Origin of the sequence: Amycolatopsis panacis, from assembly GCF_003600245.1 — a bacterium.
Taxonomy (GTDB): Bacteria; Actinomycetota; Actinomycetes; order Mycobacteriales; family Pseudonocardiaceae; genus Amycolatopsis; species Amycolatopsis sulphurea.
Genome location: NZ_QZFV01000043.1, coordinates 22,656 through 37,036 on the forward strand (window position 1 = coordinate 22,656; position 14,381 = coordinate 37,036).

14 protein-coding genes are annotated in these 14,381 nt (G+C 70.2%); 8 read left to right on the forward strand and 6 right to left on the reverse strand.

The window, feature by feature from the left end; genetic code table 11:
- The first annotated feature begins 254 nt into the window (after positions 1-254).
- Entirely contained in the window at positions 255-3,494 is a 3,240-nt protein-coding gene (locus D5S19_RS03330; protein ID WP_233573688.1) for a GH92 family glycosyl hydrolase, read from the forward strand.
- A gap of 444 nt (positions 3,495-3,938) precedes the next feature.
- Positions 3,939-4,304: a DUF3817 domain-containing protein gene (locus D5S19_RS03335; RefSeq protein WP_120021860.1), complete on the forward strand. Its 366-nt coding sequence runs from the start codon at positions 3,939-3,941 to the stop codon at positions 4,302-4,304.
- A 57-nt stretch (positions 4,305-4,361) separates the two neighbouring features.
- Here D5S19_RS03335 and D5S19_RS03340 read toward each other — a convergent pair whose 3' ends face one another.
- Positions 4,362-4,862 carry a MarR family winged helix-turn-helix transcriptional regulator gene (locus tag D5S19_RS03340; RefSeq protein ID WP_120021948.1) on the reverse strand — a complete coding sequence of 167 codons (501 nt, stop codon included), beginning with the start codon at positions 4,860-4,862 and terminating at the stop codon, positions 4,362-4,364.
- A gap of 79 nt (positions 4,863-4,941) precedes the next feature.
- Here D5S19_RS03340 and D5S19_RS03345 point away from each other — a divergent pair, with 79 nt between their 5' ends.
- The gene (locus D5S19_RS03345; RefSeq protein WP_120021861.1) at positions 4,942-5,244 is read left to right on the forward strand and encodes a thiamine-binding protein; all 303 of its coding nucleotides are present in this window, start codon (positions 4,942-4,944) and stop codon (positions 5,242-5,244) included.
- An 89-nt stretch (positions 5,245-5,333) separates the two neighbouring features.
- Here D5S19_RS03345 and D5S19_RS03350 read toward each other — a convergent pair whose 3' ends face one another.
- The gene (locus D5S19_RS03350; protein WP_120021862.1) at positions 5,334-5,741 is read right to left on the reverse strand and encodes a hypothetical protein; all 408 of its coding nucleotides are present in this window, start codon (positions 5,739-5,741) and stop codon (positions 5,334-5,336) included.
- 112 nt (positions 5,742-5,853) lie between these two features.
- Here D5S19_RS03350 and D5S19_RS03355 point away from each other — a divergent pair, with 112 nt between their 5' ends.
- The gene (locus D5S19_RS03355; RefSeq protein ID WP_120021863.1) at positions 5,854-6,825 is read left to right on the forward strand and encodes a tetratricopeptide repeat protein; all 972 of its coding nucleotides are present in this window, start codon (positions 5,854-5,856) and stop codon (positions 6,823-6,825) included.
- 73 nt (positions 6,826-6,898) lie between these two features.
- On the opposite strand, the gene D5S19_RS03360 is transcribed toward D5S19_RS03355, so the two are convergent.
- Positions 6,899-8,341 carry a neutral zinc metallopeptidase gene (locus D5S19_RS03360; RefSeq protein ID WP_120021864.1) on the reverse strand — a complete coding sequence of 481 codons (1,443 nt, stop codon included), beginning with the start codon at positions 8,339-8,341 and terminating at the stop codon, positions 6,899-6,901.
- A 124-nt stretch (positions 8,342-8,465) separates the two neighbouring features.
- Between D5S19_RS03360 and glgP the strand changes: the two genes are divergently transcribed.
- Complete coding sequence (gene glgP, locus D5S19_RS03365; protein ID WP_120021865.1) at positions 8,466-11,009, forward strand: alpha-glucan family phosphorylase; 2,544 nt, start codon at positions 8,466-8,468, stop codon at positions 11,007-11,009.
- A 4-nt stretch (positions 11,010-11,013) separates the two neighbouring features.
- On the opposite strand, the gene D5S19_RS03370 is transcribed toward glgP, so the two are convergent.
- Positions 11,014-11,277 carry a hypothetical protein gene (locus D5S19_RS03370; protein WP_120021866.1) on the reverse strand — a complete coding sequence of 88 codons (264 nt, stop codon included), beginning with the start codon at positions 11,275-11,277 and terminating at the stop codon, positions 11,014-11,016.
- A gap of 298 nt (positions 11,278-11,575) precedes the next feature.
- Here D5S19_RS03370 and D5S19_RS03375 point away from each other — a divergent pair, with 298 nt between their 5' ends.
- From D5S19_RS03375 to D5S19_RS03385, 3 genes are read left to right on the forward strand one after another with little or no spacing between them, the layout of a single operon-like run.
- Positions 11,576-12,406, forward strand: coding sequence for a hypothetical protein (locus D5S19_RS03375; RefSeq protein ID WP_147397319.1), 831 nt, complete (start codon positions 11,576-11,578; stop codon positions 12,404-12,406).
- Between the two features lie 16 nt (positions 12,407-12,422).
- Positions 12,423-12,770, forward strand: a complete 348-nt coding sequence (locus D5S19_RS03380; RefSeq protein WP_120021868.1) for a hypothetical protein — start codon at positions 12,423-12,425, stop codon at positions 12,768-12,770.
- Positions 12,770-13,426 carry a hypothetical protein gene (locus D5S19_RS03385; protein ID WP_120021869.1) on the forward strand — a complete coding sequence of 219 codons (657 nt, stop codon included), beginning with the start codon at positions 12,770-12,772 and terminating at the stop codon, positions 13,424-13,426. Before D5S19_RS03380 ends, D5S19_RS03385 begins: the two co-directional genes overlap by 1 nt.
- A gap of 10 nt (positions 13,427-13,436) precedes the next feature.
- Here the strand turns inward: D5S19_RS03385 and D5S19_RS03390 are convergent, their stop codons facing one another.
- Entirely contained in the window at positions 13,437-13,832 is a 396-nt protein-coding gene (locus D5S19_RS03390; RefSeq protein WP_120021870.1) for a rhodanese-like domain-containing protein, read from the reverse strand.
- The gene (locus tag D5S19_RS03395) at positions 13,832-14,374 is read right to left on the reverse strand and encodes a cysteine dioxygenase (RefSeq protein ID WP_120021871.1); all 543 of its coding nucleotides are present in this window, start codon (positions 14,372-14,374) and stop codon (positions 13,832-13,834) included. Before D5S19_RS03395 ends, D5S19_RS03390 begins: the two co-directional genes overlap by 1 nt.
- Positions 14,375-14,381: the final 7 nt, after the last annotated feature.

Here is a 14,381-nt window from a genome sequence, read left to right on the forward strand (position 1 = left end):
TAATGCCCGGAATTGGACACCACCCGGCGGTCCGCTGTCAATGCCCGGCACCGGGCCGTGCGCGAAGAGCCTGCGAAAGTCTTCATACGGATGGCTGATCAGCCTGTCCGGAACGAGACAGGCCTGCCCGCCGGTCTTGACGCCCGTTCGCTTCGCCACTCAAGGTGACCGGCATCTACAGGTGCGCGACAAGGTTGTCATCCACCCGGTGCGCCGGTGGCCACGGCCGGTTCGCGCGGACGACCGGAGAGGCGATGGCGATGGCGCGAACGCGCTGGCGAGCCGGACTGATCTGCGCGGCGGTGGCCGCCCTTGTGAGCACCGTGGCGGTCCCCGCGGCGGCCGCGGGGAAGGCTCCGGACACCGATCCGGCGAAGTGGGTGAACCCGTTCGTCGGAACCCGGCCCGGCGGGGCGGACCACGGGACCGGCGGCGGGGCGGGCAACACCTTCCCCGGCGCGGTGACGCCGTTCGGCCTCGTGCAGTGGAGCCCGGACACCCAGAAATCCCAGCCCGGCGGGTACTTCTACGACGACGACACGCTGACCGGGTTCAGTCTCACACACCTGTCCGGCGCGGGCTGCAGTACGTATCAGGACCTTCCGTTCATGCCCTACGTCGGTGAGGTCTCCTCCTCACCGGCGACCGATCCGGGGCACTACACCGCGAAGTTCTCGCACGCCAAGGAACACGCCACCGCGGGCGCCTACGACGTCACATTGGACAGCGGCGCGAAGGTGGAGCTGAGCGCGACCCAGCGCACCGGCTCGGCGCGGCTGAGCTATCCGGCCGGCGCCGCGTCGACCTTGCTGCTCAATACTTCCGGCTCGGTCAACGGCACTGACGACGCGTCGATCACCATCGGCAAGGACACCATCAGCGGGTGGGCGGCCAGCGGCCGGTTCTGTGGAGCCAAGAACAGCTACCGGGTGTACTTCTCGGCCAAGTTCGACACGCCGTTCGAGTCCGTCGGCACCTGGAAGAACGGTGCGGTCACGCCCGGCAAGACCGCGGAGCGCGGTGGCGCGAAGGCGAAGGTCGCGCAGCCGGACGGGGTGAACGCGTCGATGGCGCGCCCGGCCAAGGCGGAGCCGCGCAGCACCACGGTGAGCGGTCCGGGCAGCGGCGGGTACGTGAGCTTCCCGAACCTCAACGGCGCGCAGGTCAATGTCCGGGTAGGACTGTCCTTTGTGTCCGAAGATGGCGCGAAGGCCAACCTGGCGGCGGAGAACAATGGCGAGAAGTCTTTCGACCGAGTTGCCTCGGACGCGCGCAAGGCGTGGAACGACCAGCTCGGCAAGATCGCGGTGACCGGCGGCCCGGACGCCGACCGGACGACTTTCTACACCTCGCTCTACCACTCGCTGATCCAGCCGAACGTCTTCTCCGATGTGGACGGTCGCTATCCGGGCTTCGACGGCCGGATACACCAGGCCGATCGGGGCCATGCGATGTACACCAACTTCTCCGGCTGGGACATCTACCGCTCGGAGATCCCGTTGCTGGCCACGATCGATCCCAAGCAGACTTCGGACATCGTGCGTTCGATGATGGCCTACGCCGAACAGGGCGGTTCATGGGACCGCTGGACGGTCGCGAACGACTACACCGGCGTGATGAACGGCGATCCGTACCACATCATCGTTTCCAGCGCGTACGCCTTCGGTGCTCGTGACTTCGACGCGCACAAGGCGTTGCTGCTCATGGTCAAGGGCGCCACCCAGCCGACACAGGGCTATGTCGAACGGCCGGGGCTGGCGGACTACCAAAAGCTGGGCTACGTACCGGGCGCCGGCGCGGACACACTGGAGTACACCAGCGCGGACTTCGCTATCGCCGAGTTCGCCAAGCGCCTCGGTGACGGCGCCACGTACAGCACATTCATGAAGCGTGCCCAGAATTGGCAGAACCTCTACAACCCGGGTACCGGCCACCTGCAGCCGCGCAACGCGGACGGTTCGTTCTCCGGCAGCTACGACCCGGCCAGCTCGCAGGGCTGGGTCGAAGGCAACGGCGCGCAGTACGACTGGATGGTGCCCTACGACCTCGGTGGTCTGGTGTCGGCCTTCGGCGGCAACGACGCTGTTCAGTCGCGTTTGGACAAATTCTTCACCAAGCTGAATGCCGGCACCCAGGAGCCGTACGCGTTCATGGGCAACGAGCCGAACTCCAACGCGCCGTTCGTCTATTCCTACGCCGGTGCACCGGCCAAATCGCAGTCGATCGTGCACCGGTCGATGGACGAGCTGTACAACCCGCGTCCGGAAGGCCTGATCGGCAACGACGATCTCGGGCAGATGTCCTCCTGGTACGTCTGGTCCGCGCTCGGCATCTACCCGGAAATCCCGGGCCGCGCCGAGGTTCTGCTCACCACGCCGCGATTCGAGAGCGCCACGCTCACCACCGGCGCAGGCAAGAAGATCACCATCAACGCGCCCGGCACCGGTGACTACGTCGGCGGCCTGAAAGTCAACGGCAGCGCGGCAAGCAAGGCGTGGCTGCCCGAAGCCCTGATCGGAACCGGCGGCACGCTCGACTTCACCCGTTCCGCCAAGGCCACTGCATGGGGCTCCGCCCCGGCCGACGCGCCGCCGTCGTTCCGTGAACAGGAAAAGCCGAGTCTGTCCTTTGCGGACCCGGCACGGGTGGTGACACCCGCAGGCTCGACCGCGAAGGCGTCGATCGGCGTGCAAGACTTGACCGGCAAGCCGACGAACTGGTCCTACACCGCAGGAAGCGCCGACGGCATCACGCTCTCGCCGGCCACCGGCCAGATCGCCGTCCCGGCTTCGGGCAAAGCCGGCGCCGCCGTACAGGTGAGCGTTCCCGCCGGAACATCCGACGGCCCGCGGCGGATCCCCGTGACGTTCTCCACGCCGGGCCTGCCCGCGACGCAGGCCGTGCTCACCGTGCTGGTGGCGCAGCCGAACAGCTGGCTGGCCACTGTGGACAACACCGGACTCTCCCCGGACTCGAACCCCGCCGCCGGAAACTTCGACGGCGGCGGCTGGAGCTACTCGTCGGATGCCTTGGCGGCCGCCGGAGCGAAGCCAGGCGGCACGGTGACCAGCGATGGCCTGAAGTTCACCTGGCCGTCCTATCCGGTCGGCGACCCGGACAACGCCGTGGCCGCCGGCCAAACCGTGAACGTGACCGGCTCCGGCAAGCTCGCCCTGCTCGGTTCCGCCAGCAACGGCAACTCACAAGGCACACTCACCCTCACCTACACCGACGGCAGCAAATCCACCGCCACCGTCGGACTTTCCGACTGGACGCTCAATGGGGGAAACGCGCAACCGGCGTACGGCAACAAGATCGCACTGTCCACTCCGTACCGAAATGCCTCCGGTGGTGACGCGCAGAAGATCCGCACCGTGGTCTTTACCACCGCACCGATCACCCTCGCCCCAGGCAAGACCGTCGCGAGCGTGACCCTGCCGAGCGACACCAAGGACGGCGGCGCCATGCACGTGTTCGCCATCGGTATCGGCTGACTGGGTCCGGCACGTGGGGGCAAAGCTGTGAAGGGCACCTTCACGGACTCAGAGTCCGTGAAGGTGCCCTTCACAGCATTCGGCCCGGAGTGGTGCACGTGGGGAACATCACCCTTCGTCATCCTGCAGCCTCGGTTTGTCGCTCCGTGGTCGGCTGGGGACACCCGGTGAACTTCTTCTCCCGCATCGTGGGAGCCGACCGGAAAACCGTCACCAGATCGGGCATTCGCTGCGAAAAACCACATGTGGTCCAGACCATTCGCGATCTCCGTCGTGATCGGGGTCACGGGACCCGGTGTTCCGGTGAGCCCGCTCATCCCGCACACTGTCGTCATACGTCCGACATCGCTGTTGACGCCGAGCGGATCCGTCCGCCTTGGACAGTGCGCCGGACGTTTTTGTGTGTGCAGGCAGCACGCACCAGGTGACGCACAGGAGGATGTCGTGTCCAGCAAGGCCGCTCTCGTGTTCCGCGTGGCCGCAGTCGCCGAGGCTCTGTCCTGGCTCGGCTTGCTGATCGGGATGTTTCTCAAGTACGCCGTCGACTCCTCCGGCGAGGGCGGCGTGCGCGTCCTCGGCATGGTGCACGGCGTCATCTTCGTCCTGTACGTGATCACCTCCCTGTCCGTGGCGAAGCCGCTGGGCTGGCGTCCGCGCACCTTGGTGCTCGCGCTGCTGGCCAGCATCCCGCCGCTGTTCACCTGGCTGTTCGAGAAGTGGGCGCTGCGCAACGGCCGGCTCGACGGCCCGCAGCGGCTCACCCACGGCGGCGTCGGCCTGTTCCGGCGCGTGCCTGAGCCGGTTGCCTGACCCTCCCCGAATCCCCCGAGCGACGGGCCTGTGCGAGCTTCGCGCAGGCCCGTCGTGCTATTCGGTGAAGTCGCCCGCGGACTTGCGGACCTTGGTGAGCAGCTCGGTGAGCTGGCCGACCTGCCGCTCGGTGAGGCCGGTGAGGCCGAAATCGATCCCGACCACGGCCGCGGTCGCCGCCTCCCGGCGGACGCGGCCGTCCTCGGTGATCTCCACCAGGGTGGTGCGCCGATCGGTCGGGTGCGGCACCCGCTTGACCAGCCCGTCGCGTTCGAGCCGGTCGACTATGTTGGTGACGCTGGTGGGGTGCAGCTGCAGCCGTTCACCCATCACCCGCATCGGCAGCCTCGCGTGGCGGGAGAAGGTGAGCAGCACGAGCGCCTCGTAGCGGGCGAAGGTGAGGCCGTGCGGCTTCAGCGCACCGTCGACCGCGGACTGGATGATCTGCTGCACGCGCATCACCCCGGTGACCGCGGCCATGGTTCCGGCCGGACCGATCCGGTCCTCCCAGAACTGTGCCGCGCGGGCGATCGGGTCGAACGGCAGCGGACGGTTCATGACACGCGAAGCTACCAGCGGGTACCGCGCGGTGCCCTGAGGCCCCACCGGAAATCCGGCAGGCGAAAGGAAGTCGAGCATGATCGTCGCGTTCAGCGTGAGCCCGTCCGGCGGGGACCCGGACGGCGGGGTGAGCGAGAAGGTCGCCCGAGCGGTCAAGGTGGTACGCGAGAGCGGGCTGCCGAATTCGACCGACGCCATGTTCACCAACATCGAGGGCGAGTGGGACGAGGTCATGGCCGTGGTGAAGCAGGCCGTGGAAGCCGCGGGGGAGGGGTCGGCGCGGGTCGGGCTGGTGCTCAAGGCGGACATCCGGCCCGGCTACGAGGACCAGCTGGCCGCGAAGGTGGAACGGGTGGAGGCACACCTGCGTAAGGACTGAGCGCGGCGACGGCTCGTGGAACAAAACGTCTACACGTAGCAGTACCTGACAACAGTTTGTTCCAGTCCGCGCGAGACACCGGCCCACCCTCAAGGCAGCGGCGGGATGAACGACACCGTCCACCGGCCCTTCGCGCTGGTCACCGCCAGCGGGTAGGTGAACCGGGCCCCGCTCCGGCCGACCCCGCTGACCACTGCGGTGGTCGGCGCGTGCTCGTCCGGGACGAGCCGCACGGTCACGTCGCGCACCTGGTCGTCGCCGAGCACCCGGACGTAGTCGCCGGCCAAGTCGGCGGCGCCGGAGCCGGGGACGTCGAGAAGCCCGGCCAGCGCGTCCGTGTCGCGCCCGGAAAGTGCCGCGGTGAGCTGTTCGCGTAGTTCTGGCGCCGACGGGGCGCCCGGGGCGTCCTCGTGGGCCACGAGGACCGTGATGGTCACGATCCACGCCACCGCGGCGGCGACGGCGGCCACCACCGTCGCGTTGCGCCGGCTCAGCATCCGGGCCTCCCTGCGGTCCCGCAGAGCATGCCTCAGCCGGGGACCGGAACGCCAACGCAGGAACGGTGGGACTCCCGCCACCCCGCGCCGGTGTGCGTGCCAGGATGGAGGTGTGACGAACCCACGCGGATCTGCAGGAAACCCGGCGGCGCTGTCCGCCGCATTGTCCCGCGCGGTCGACCTGTCCGCGCTCAAGGCACGGGCGGAGGCGGCCCAGAGCCGGCCCGGCGCCCCACCCGCGGACGGCGCCCCGCCTGCCGGGGGGTCCGCGCCCCCGTCGGCGGCAGTGCTCGAGGTGAGCGAGGCGAGCTTCCAGTCCGATGTGGTCGAGCGTTCGCTGAACCAGCTCGTGGTCGTGGACCTGTGGGCTGAATGGTGCGGCCCGTGCAAGCAGCTCAGCCCGGTGCTGGAGCGGCTGGCCGCGGACGCCGGCGGCGCCTGGGTGCTGGCCAAGGTCGACGTGGACGCCAATCCGCGCATCGCGCAGCTGTTCGGCGCGCAGTCGATCCCCACCGTGGTGGCGATCGCCGGTGGCCAGCCGGTCGACGCGTTCTCCGGGGCGCTGCCCGAACCGGAGATCCGGAAGTGGCTGGACTCACTGCTGGACGCCCTGCGCGACCGGCTGCCCGGCATCCGGGCCGCCGAGGAGGCCCGCGGCCCGGTCGAGGAGCCGGAGGACCCGCGTTTCACCGAGGCCGAGGAAGCCTTCGAACGGGGCGATTTCGCCGCCGCGCAGGCCGCCTACGAGCGCATCCTGGACGCCGAACCGGCCAACGATCTTGCCCGCAACGCCCTGGCCCAGGTCAAGTTCACGGCCCGGGCCGAGGTCGCCGACCCGGACGCCCGGGCGAAGGCGGACGCCGATCCGGCCGATCTGGACGCCCAGCTCGCCGCCGCCGATCTGGAGGTCGCCGGACAGGACGTGGAAGCCGCTTTCCGCCGCCTGATCGACGCGGTCCGGCGGACCGCGGGGGAGGACCGCAACCGGGTCCGGGAACACCTGGTGGCCCTGTTCGAGCTGTTCGACCCGGCCGACGAGCGGGTCGGCAAGGCCCGCCGGGAGCTGGCCAGCGCGCTGTACTGAGCGGAAGCCCGCGTAAACGCACGACGAAGGCCCCGTGTCCCCGGCCGAGGACACCGGGCCTTCGTCGTACTGGTCAAGAGTACTGCTTCGAGCAAATGGCCGAACCTTCCAGGTAGCCACGCCTGAGGGCTTCCACTCGATCGAAGCCGCTGTCCGGGCGTTTCCCGCGGACGTCGGCCGAGACCAGCCCGTCCGGCCGGAGCAAGTCTGCGATCGCCTCGTCCAGATCGCCCGCGGAGAGCCGCAGCTTGCCGGACGCGCCGGGCTTGTGGGTGAACCCGGCCCACGCACCGACCAGGCAGGCCGTGCGCAGGCCCGCGTTCGCGTTGTCGAGCGAGGCGCCGACGCCCTTCTGAATGCCGAGCGCGTAACGAGACGCAAGCTCGGCGAACGCCGCGAAATCACCCATCCCGGTCGTAGTGTGGCCGGCCAGCTCGGCTTGCTGGTCCACTGGCTGGGCCAGCTCCGCGAGCCGGTTGAGGTCCAGCTGCACGGTGTTGTCGTCCGGGCAGTACGAGACGGGCGGGGTGCTCGGGCCGCCGGCCGGGCAGCTGCCGCTGCCGGGAACGAACTGCGGGGCCGTCACGCCCGCGCCTCGGAACGCCTCGTCCAGGCTGGTCTTCACCAGCTGCAGCGTGCTTTCGTCGAACTTCGCGTTGCCCTTGCCGCGGTCGCCCGCGTCGAACGGTCGCTCGGTCAGCCGCGCCTGGACGTTCGCCGCGTTCATCCCGGCGCACTCTTTCGGGCCTTTCTCGAACCCGGTTTGGAACGCGAACGTGCGGTCGAAGGCGGTGCCGTGGGCCTGCCGGTCGGTCCCGCTCGTGCCTGCTTGGTCGCGAATGAGGAACAGCGCGGCCAGCACCTGGTCCAGGCCCTCGGCGGTGGACACCTGGTAGTACTTGCCGCTGCCTCCCGCGACCCACCGGAAGTAACTGCCCGAGAAGCAATCCGCCTGCTGTTCCTTGACCACGGTCGGGGTGGCCTTGGTGATCCCCGCGCGATCGCCGAGCCGGTACTGGACGGCGTGCCCGAACTCGTGCGCCAGCACGGTCACCACGGCCATCGGGCCGAATCGCTTGCGCAGCATCGGCAGCAGCACTCCGCGGTCCCAGGCCACCGAATCGTCGCGGGCGCAGTAGAACGCGTTCACCAGTTCCTTGACGGTGCCGCAGGCGGTCTCCTCGCGGTCGCGGCGCGAATCGTAGGACAGCAGCGAGGTCACCGGCTTGAAGGCTGCGCCGTCGAACTGCGCGGGCAGCATGGCCGACCAGTAGGCCTGCACGTCCGCGATGGCGGCGGTGGCTAGCTGGTCGTCGGTACCGCCCTCGGCTCCGCGCACCTGCAGGTCCGGTGTGGCCGCGCCCGGCTTGAGCCCGCTTTCGAAATGGGTCACCGGCAGCCCCGCGACGTTGCCCGCCCCCGGCGTCACCGGAGCAGCGCTCGTGCCGCTGCACGCCGTCGTGCCCAGCAGCCCGGCCACCACGAGCATCGCCAGCGTGCGTCCCCCTCGGCTCATGTTTCCTCGCTCCCATCCCCGTTTTCGGCTTCCGGAGACTACCGAGCGTGTACGCCCTGGATGGGCACAATGCCCCAAGTGGGCCACGCGCGCCGCCGGCGCCGGCCCGATATGGTCGCTGACCATGCGTGCAGTCCGCCGGTTCACCGTTCGCGCCAGTCTGCCCGAGCCGCTCGCCGGCCTCGGCGCACTGGCCACCAATCTCCGCTGGACCTGGCATCCCCCGACCCGCGACCTGTTCGCCTCGATGGACGCCGGGCTGTTCGACCGGATCCGCGACCCCCTGCGGATGCTCACCGCGCTGCCCCCGCAGCGGCTCGAAGAGCTGGCGGTGGACGAGGATTTCCTGCGCCGCACGGACGAAGCCGCGGCCGAGCTGGAGCGTTACCTCACCGAACCGCGCTGGTACCAGCGGCGCACCGACGAGGGCCTGCCGGCGGCGGTGGCGTACTTCTCCATGGAGTTCGGCGTCACCGAGGCGCTGCCGAACTACTCCGGCGGGCTCGGCGTGCTGGCCGGCGACCACCTCAAGGCCGCGTCCGATCTCGGTGTGCCGATGGTCGGCGTCGGCCTGCTCTACCGGTCGGGCTACTTCCGCCAGGGCCTGTCGCTGGATGGCTGGCAGGTCGAGCACTACCCGGTGATCGACCCCAACGCCTTCCCGCTGGAGCTGGTGACCGAGGACGGCCGCCCGGTGCTGGTCGAGGTCGCCATGCCCGGCGGACGTGAGCTGCGTGCGCAGCTGTGGCGGGCCCGGGTCGGCCGGATCCCGCTGCTGCTGCTCGACACCGACATCGAGGCCAACGACGAGGACCTCCGCCCGGTGACCGATCGGCTCTACGGCGGCGACGCCGACCATCGCATCCGGCAGGAGATCCTCGCCGGGATCGGCGGGTTCCGAGCGGTGCGCAAGTTCTGCGAGCTGACCGGGCATCCGCAGCCGAAGGTGTTCCACACCAACGAAGGGCACGCCGGGTTCCTCGGGCTGGAGCGGGCCCGCGAGATCGTCCAGGCCGACGGGCTGGCCTTCGACGAGGCGCTTCCGGCGGTCCGGGCGGGCACCGTCTTCACCACGCACACGCCGGTCAGCGCGGGCATCGACCGGTTCCCGGTGGACCTCGTGCAGCGCTACTTCTCCGACGGGCGGCTGGTGCCCGATGTGGACGTGCGCCGGGTGCTGCAGCTCGGCGCGGAGGACAACCCCGGCCTGTTCAACATGGCGCACATGGGCCTGCGGCTGGCCCAGCGCGCGAACGGGGTCTCCGAGCTGCACGGCCGGGTCACCCGGCGGATGTTCTCCCGGCTGTGGCCCGGATTCGACGAGGACGAGGTGCCGATCTCGTCCATCACCAACGGTGTGCACGGCCCGACCTGGGTCGCGCGGGAGCTGAGCGCGCTGCTCGGCGGCAACCACGACGAGTTCGGCCACGAAGGCCGCGCGCCGGGCAGTTCGCTGCGCGACGGCGTGAGCGACGAGCAGCTGTGGGCGTTGCGTCGGGAGCTGCGGGAGAAGCTGGTCGCCGAAGTCCGTCGCCGGGTGCGCGCGGCGTGGATGCAGCGTGGCGCGTCGGCGCTGGAGCTGGGCTGGACGGACCGGGTCTTCGATCCGGACGTGCTGACGGTCGGCTTCGCGCGCCGGGTGCCCACCTACAAGCGGCTCACGCTGATGCTGCGCGATCCGGACCGGCTGCGCGCCCTGCTGCTGGACGAGCGGCGGCCGATCCAGATCGTGGTCGGCGGCAAGTCGCATCCGGCGGACGAGAACGGCAAGCAGCTGATCCAGCAGATCGTGCGGTTCGTCGACGATCCCGCGGTGCGGCACCGGATCGTGTTCCTGCCGGACTACGACATGTCCATGGCCCGCTATCTCTACCGCGGCTGTGACGTGTGGCTGAACAACCCGGTGCGGCCGCTGGAGGCGTGCGGCACGTCGGGGATGAAGTCGGCGCTCAACGGCGGGCTCAACCTGTCCATCCGGGACGGTTGGTGGGACGAGTGCTACGACGGCTCCAACGGCTGGGCCATCCCGAACGCGGACGGCGTGACCGACCCGCTGCGCCGCGACGACCTGGAGGCCGCCGCGCTGTACGACCTCCTCGGCCAGCAGATCGCGCCGCTGTTCTACGACACCGGGGAGGACAGCGTGCCCACCGGCTGGCTGTCCATGGTGTGGCACACGCTGGAGACCCTCGGCCCGCGCGTGCAGGCTTCGCGGATGGTGCGCGAGTATGTGGACTCGGGCTACCTGCCCGCGTCCCGGATGGTCGCCGCGGCGACCGACGATGCTTACCGCGGTGCACTGTCGCTGGCCGATTACCGCACCAAGCTCGAAGTCGCGTGGCCCCGGGTGCGGATCTTCGACGCCGAGCTGCTTCACGACCGCACCGAGCGGTTCGTGGTGGGTACCGAGGTGACCGTGCGCGCCCGGATCGACCTCGCCGGCCTTGATCCGTCCGAAGTGGACGTCCAAGCCGTGGTCGGCCGGGTGGGCGACGGTGACGAACTCACCGATACCGCCCTGGTCCCGATGCGCGGCGACGGTATCGGCGCGTTCGCGGCGACCTTCCGGCTGCCCCGCGCCGGTTCGATCGGCTACACCGTGCGCGTGCTGCCGAAACATCCACTGCTGGCCAGCCCCGCGGAGCTGGCCAGAGTGGTGCTCGCCTGAGGTCTCACCGCCGGTTCGGCGGGTAACGCACCTCGTGCGGCCAGTACCTCCGCACCGGCTGCGAAGGCACGGCCGGGTACTGCACCGGCTGCCGGACGACGACCGGCCACGGCTGGTCGTACGGGTGGTATTCCGGCCACACCGGCCAGACCTGCGCCGATTCGGCCAGCCGCCGTTCGAGCCGGCGCCGCGCGCGCCAGCTCGCCTGCAGCGCGGTCAGGCTGGCGCCGCTGAGCAACGACAGCGCGACGATCATCGCGATTTCCACCGGTCTCTCCCCATTCCCGGACCCACGGGCTGGTCCGTTTTCCCGAACCTAACCTCGGCGGCTGCGGGCACACCGCCATTCCGGTGGTTCTCGCGGGAAAGTCGCGGCCGATACCCGATACGCGATGTCACCTCGATCTGCCGGACCGTGATTACCCCGTGGTTTCCCGCACAGAATTCCACGTCTTTTCCGCGTTTTCCCAGTTCACGCGAGTGGTCCGGACCGCGGTGGAATATTCCGGATTCTCGGTGTGCGTTCTTCGTTTAAGATCAGCGCCCTGGGCGGGAAGGAGGACCACGTGGGTCCGTCGGAACACGTGCGACGAGGGGAATTCCCAGTACGCGGCGCGATGTCGAAGGCCATCGAGGCGCTGCACAAGGGAAGGGGGATCTGGCGTGCGGACCTGCGGTCGTTCCTCGGCCCGGAGCTGCGGCGGCGCTGGCACGTGCCCGGGGACGCGGACCCGGAGCTGGTGCGGGTCATCGTGGTCGCGCGGCTCGCGGCGGTCCTCGCGGAATTCGGCGACCCCGGCCTCGCCGAGGTGTTCTGGGCCGCGTTCAACGTCGGCCTGACCCAGGATGCGGAATCCCGGACATTGCGCGGCCGGTTCGCCCGGCTCGGCGCGGGCCGCACCAAATGCGATGACCAACGCGAGTTATTCACCGCCCGGATAGCGGAAAGCGTTCGTCGTCCACAACGGCCGCTCGAATCCGCGCAACTGGCCGCCGCGCGCGTACTGCTTGCCGGGGAAAAGGCCGCGCCCCGACGTGGTGAGTTGTCCGCCGTCGAGGCATTCGTCGACCTGCCGCGCTACGTCCTTTCCCGGTTCCCGCAGGAACGGCTGCGGGTCCCGCTGCTCGGGGACGGCCCGCTGGTCGCCTCGCTCGGCCCGGACTGCGAGTGGTACTGCGTTTTCACCGACGACTGGACGCTTGAGCGATACCGCGGGGTGGTGGGCGACCGGTGGTCGGGGATCCGGCACTGGTCGGGCCGCGAGCTGGCCACCGCGGCCGTGCGCCGTGGGAAGCCCACCGGCGTGCTGGTGAACCCGAGCGCGGTGCCCGGCAGCGGCACCGAGCGGACGGTCTCGCTGCCGCCCGCCGTGCTGCGCACGATGTCCGGATCCTGAGGCGGCAGGGCGGACGATGACCGGCTACGAAGCCGACCCCGCGCGGCTGCGCGAGGTCGCGGGCAGGCTGACCGATCGGCACACGGAGTTCGAGACCGGCCGCGGCGCGCTCCAGTTCAGCGTCCGCCCCGACCGGGCGGGTGAAGTGCTGCTGGCCAAGAGCCTGGAGCGGTTCCAGCAGGCTTCCGTGCGTTCCCGGGAACTGGTGGCCACCGATCTGGCGAAGCTCGCCGAACGCGTACGGATCGCGGCGGAGCACTACGCCGCGTACGAGGCCGAGGCCGAGGCCGTGATCAACGAAGTGGGCCGGGCGACGGAGGAGTCCGACGCCGACCCGAACGGCATCCGGAAGGCACTCGGCTGATGGCGCAGGGCTACACCGGTCCGCCCCCGTCGTGGTCGGACATCTTCGGGCTTATGCGGGCGGAGGCCGAGCGGTGCCGGAGGGTGGTCGTGCTGCTCGAACCGGTCGAAGCGGAGCTGACCGCGCGCACCCACGCCCGATGGTGGTCGGGCGGCGGCGCCGAAGCCTACGACGCCGTGCGCGAGAAGCAGCTCGACCAGATCCGGCGCGCGGCCGAAGCCCACCGCGCCGCGACACACGCACTCCACCGTTACGCGGATGCCGCGGAAGATCTGTCCCGGCGCTTCCCCGAGGACACGTCCGGCCCCAGCCTGGCCGAGATGCTGACCGAACGCGGCCACCACGCCGCCGACGCGGCCCGCGTGCTGGACGAGGCCAGCGCGGCACTCGAAGAAATGAAGGCCACCCTCGGTGATCTTCCCGCGCTGGCGCCGGTGGCCCTCTCCTCGCCCGACGCGAACCTGCGTCCGCCGGAGATCCCCGCGCTGGTCCTGCCGACCGAGACCAGCACGCGACCGTCCGCCTGGTCCGTGGCGCAGTTCCCGGTGCCCGGCGGCACGAACGCGGACCTCCAGGCCCTCAGCGACGCCGTCCTCCGGCATTTCCAGGCGCTCGGCGGAACCATCGGCGCCCGTCTGGCACCGGACGGCTCCTGACCCACCTGGCCTAGGGAACCGCCGGACTCCCGCCCGGCTGCACCGGCAGCCCGGCCGCCGCCCACGCGCGGAAACCGCCGGCCAGGTCCGTCGCCCGGCGCAGGCCGAGCCGCTGCAGATCGGCGGCCGCGAGGCTGGACGCGTACCCCTCGTTGCACACCACCACGGCCACTGTGTCGGTGGTCACCCCCGGCAGCCGCCATTCGCTGTCCGGCGCGAGCCGCCATTCCAGGTGGATCCGCTCGACCACGACCGAACCGGGGATCTCGCCTTCGGCGAGCCGGTTCTCGTGCGGGCGGATGTCGACCAGCAGCGCACCCGCGGCTTGCAGGTCCGCCGCGCGTGCCGGATCCGCCCGGTCCAATGTGGACCGAGCGTCGGCGAGGCGGGTGTCGATCGCGGTCATCAGCGGATTATCGCGGGCAGCGCGGGAATCTCGCTCGGCACATCGGCCAGCGTCGAGTACGCGCGGGTCGGCACGAGCGGCGGTGAGTATGCGTGCACGCTCGCCGCGGGCTGATCGCCGATGCCGGTCACCTGGTGCGCCCGCCCGGCGCCGAAGCCGATGCCCTCGCCCGTCACGTGCGTGCGGCGGCGGATCGGACCGCCGGGGTAGCGGTACTCCTCACCCAGCTCGCCCTGCAGCACGGTGAACGAACCGGCCGCGCCGCCGTGATCGTGCGGCTGGGTGTGCTGGCCGGGCAGCCACGACAACAGCCACAGCTCGACGCCGTCGGTCAGCGCGAGCCGCGCCCACCAGCGGCGATCCTCGTCGAAACGCAGGATGCCGCGCAGCCCGGAGGTCAGCTCGGTGGTCACGGTGCGGGTCAGCTCGGCCAGCTCCCGCGGGGTCCACAGCAGCCGGGCCGGATGCAGCAGTTCGGCCAGCAGCGGGTCGGTCAGCTGGGGATGGGTTTCGACGGACGAAGGGCTGATCGAGGTGGTCAACGGTGCT

Excerpts from the sequence above, each read along its gene's own strand:
- D5S19_RS03330 (WP_233573688.1), top strand. The coding sequence starts at position 255 with ATGGCGATGGCGCGAACGCGCTGGCGAGCCGGACTGATCTGCGCGGCG.
- D5S19_RS03340 (WP_120021948.1), bottom strand. The coding sequence starts at position 4,862 with ATGAACCGTCCGCTGCCGTTCGACCCGATCGCCCGCGCGGCACAGTTC.
- D5S19_RS03345 (WP_120021861.1), top strand. The coding sequence starts at position 4,942 with ATGATCGTCGCGTTCAGCGTGAGCCCGTCCGGCGGGGACCCGGACGGC.
- D5S19_RS03350 (WP_120021862.1), bottom strand. The coding sequence starts at position 5,741 with ATGCTGAGCCGGCGCAACGCGACGGTGGTGGCCGCCGTCGCCGCCGCG.
- D5S19_RS03360 (WP_120021864.1), bottom strand. The coding sequence starts at position 8,341 with ATGAGCCGAGGGGGACGCACGCTGGCGATGCTCGTGGTGGCCGGGCTG.
- glgP (WP_120021865.1), top strand. The coding sequence starts at position 8,466 with ATGCGTGCAGTCCGCCGGTTCACCGTTCGCGCCAGTCTGCCCGAGCCG.
- D5S19_RS03380 (WP_120021868.1), top strand. The coding sequence starts at position 12,423 with ATGACCGGCTACGAAGCCGACCCCGCGCGGCTGCGCGAGGTCGCGGGC.
- D5S19_RS03385 (WP_120021869.1), top strand. The coding sequence starts at position 12,770 with ATGGCGCAGGGCTACACCGGTCCGCCCCCGTCGTGGTCGGACATCTTC.
- D5S19_RS03390 (WP_120021870.1), bottom strand. The coding sequence starts at position 13,832 with ATGACCGCGATCGACACCCGCCTCGCCGACGCTCGGTCCACATTGGAC.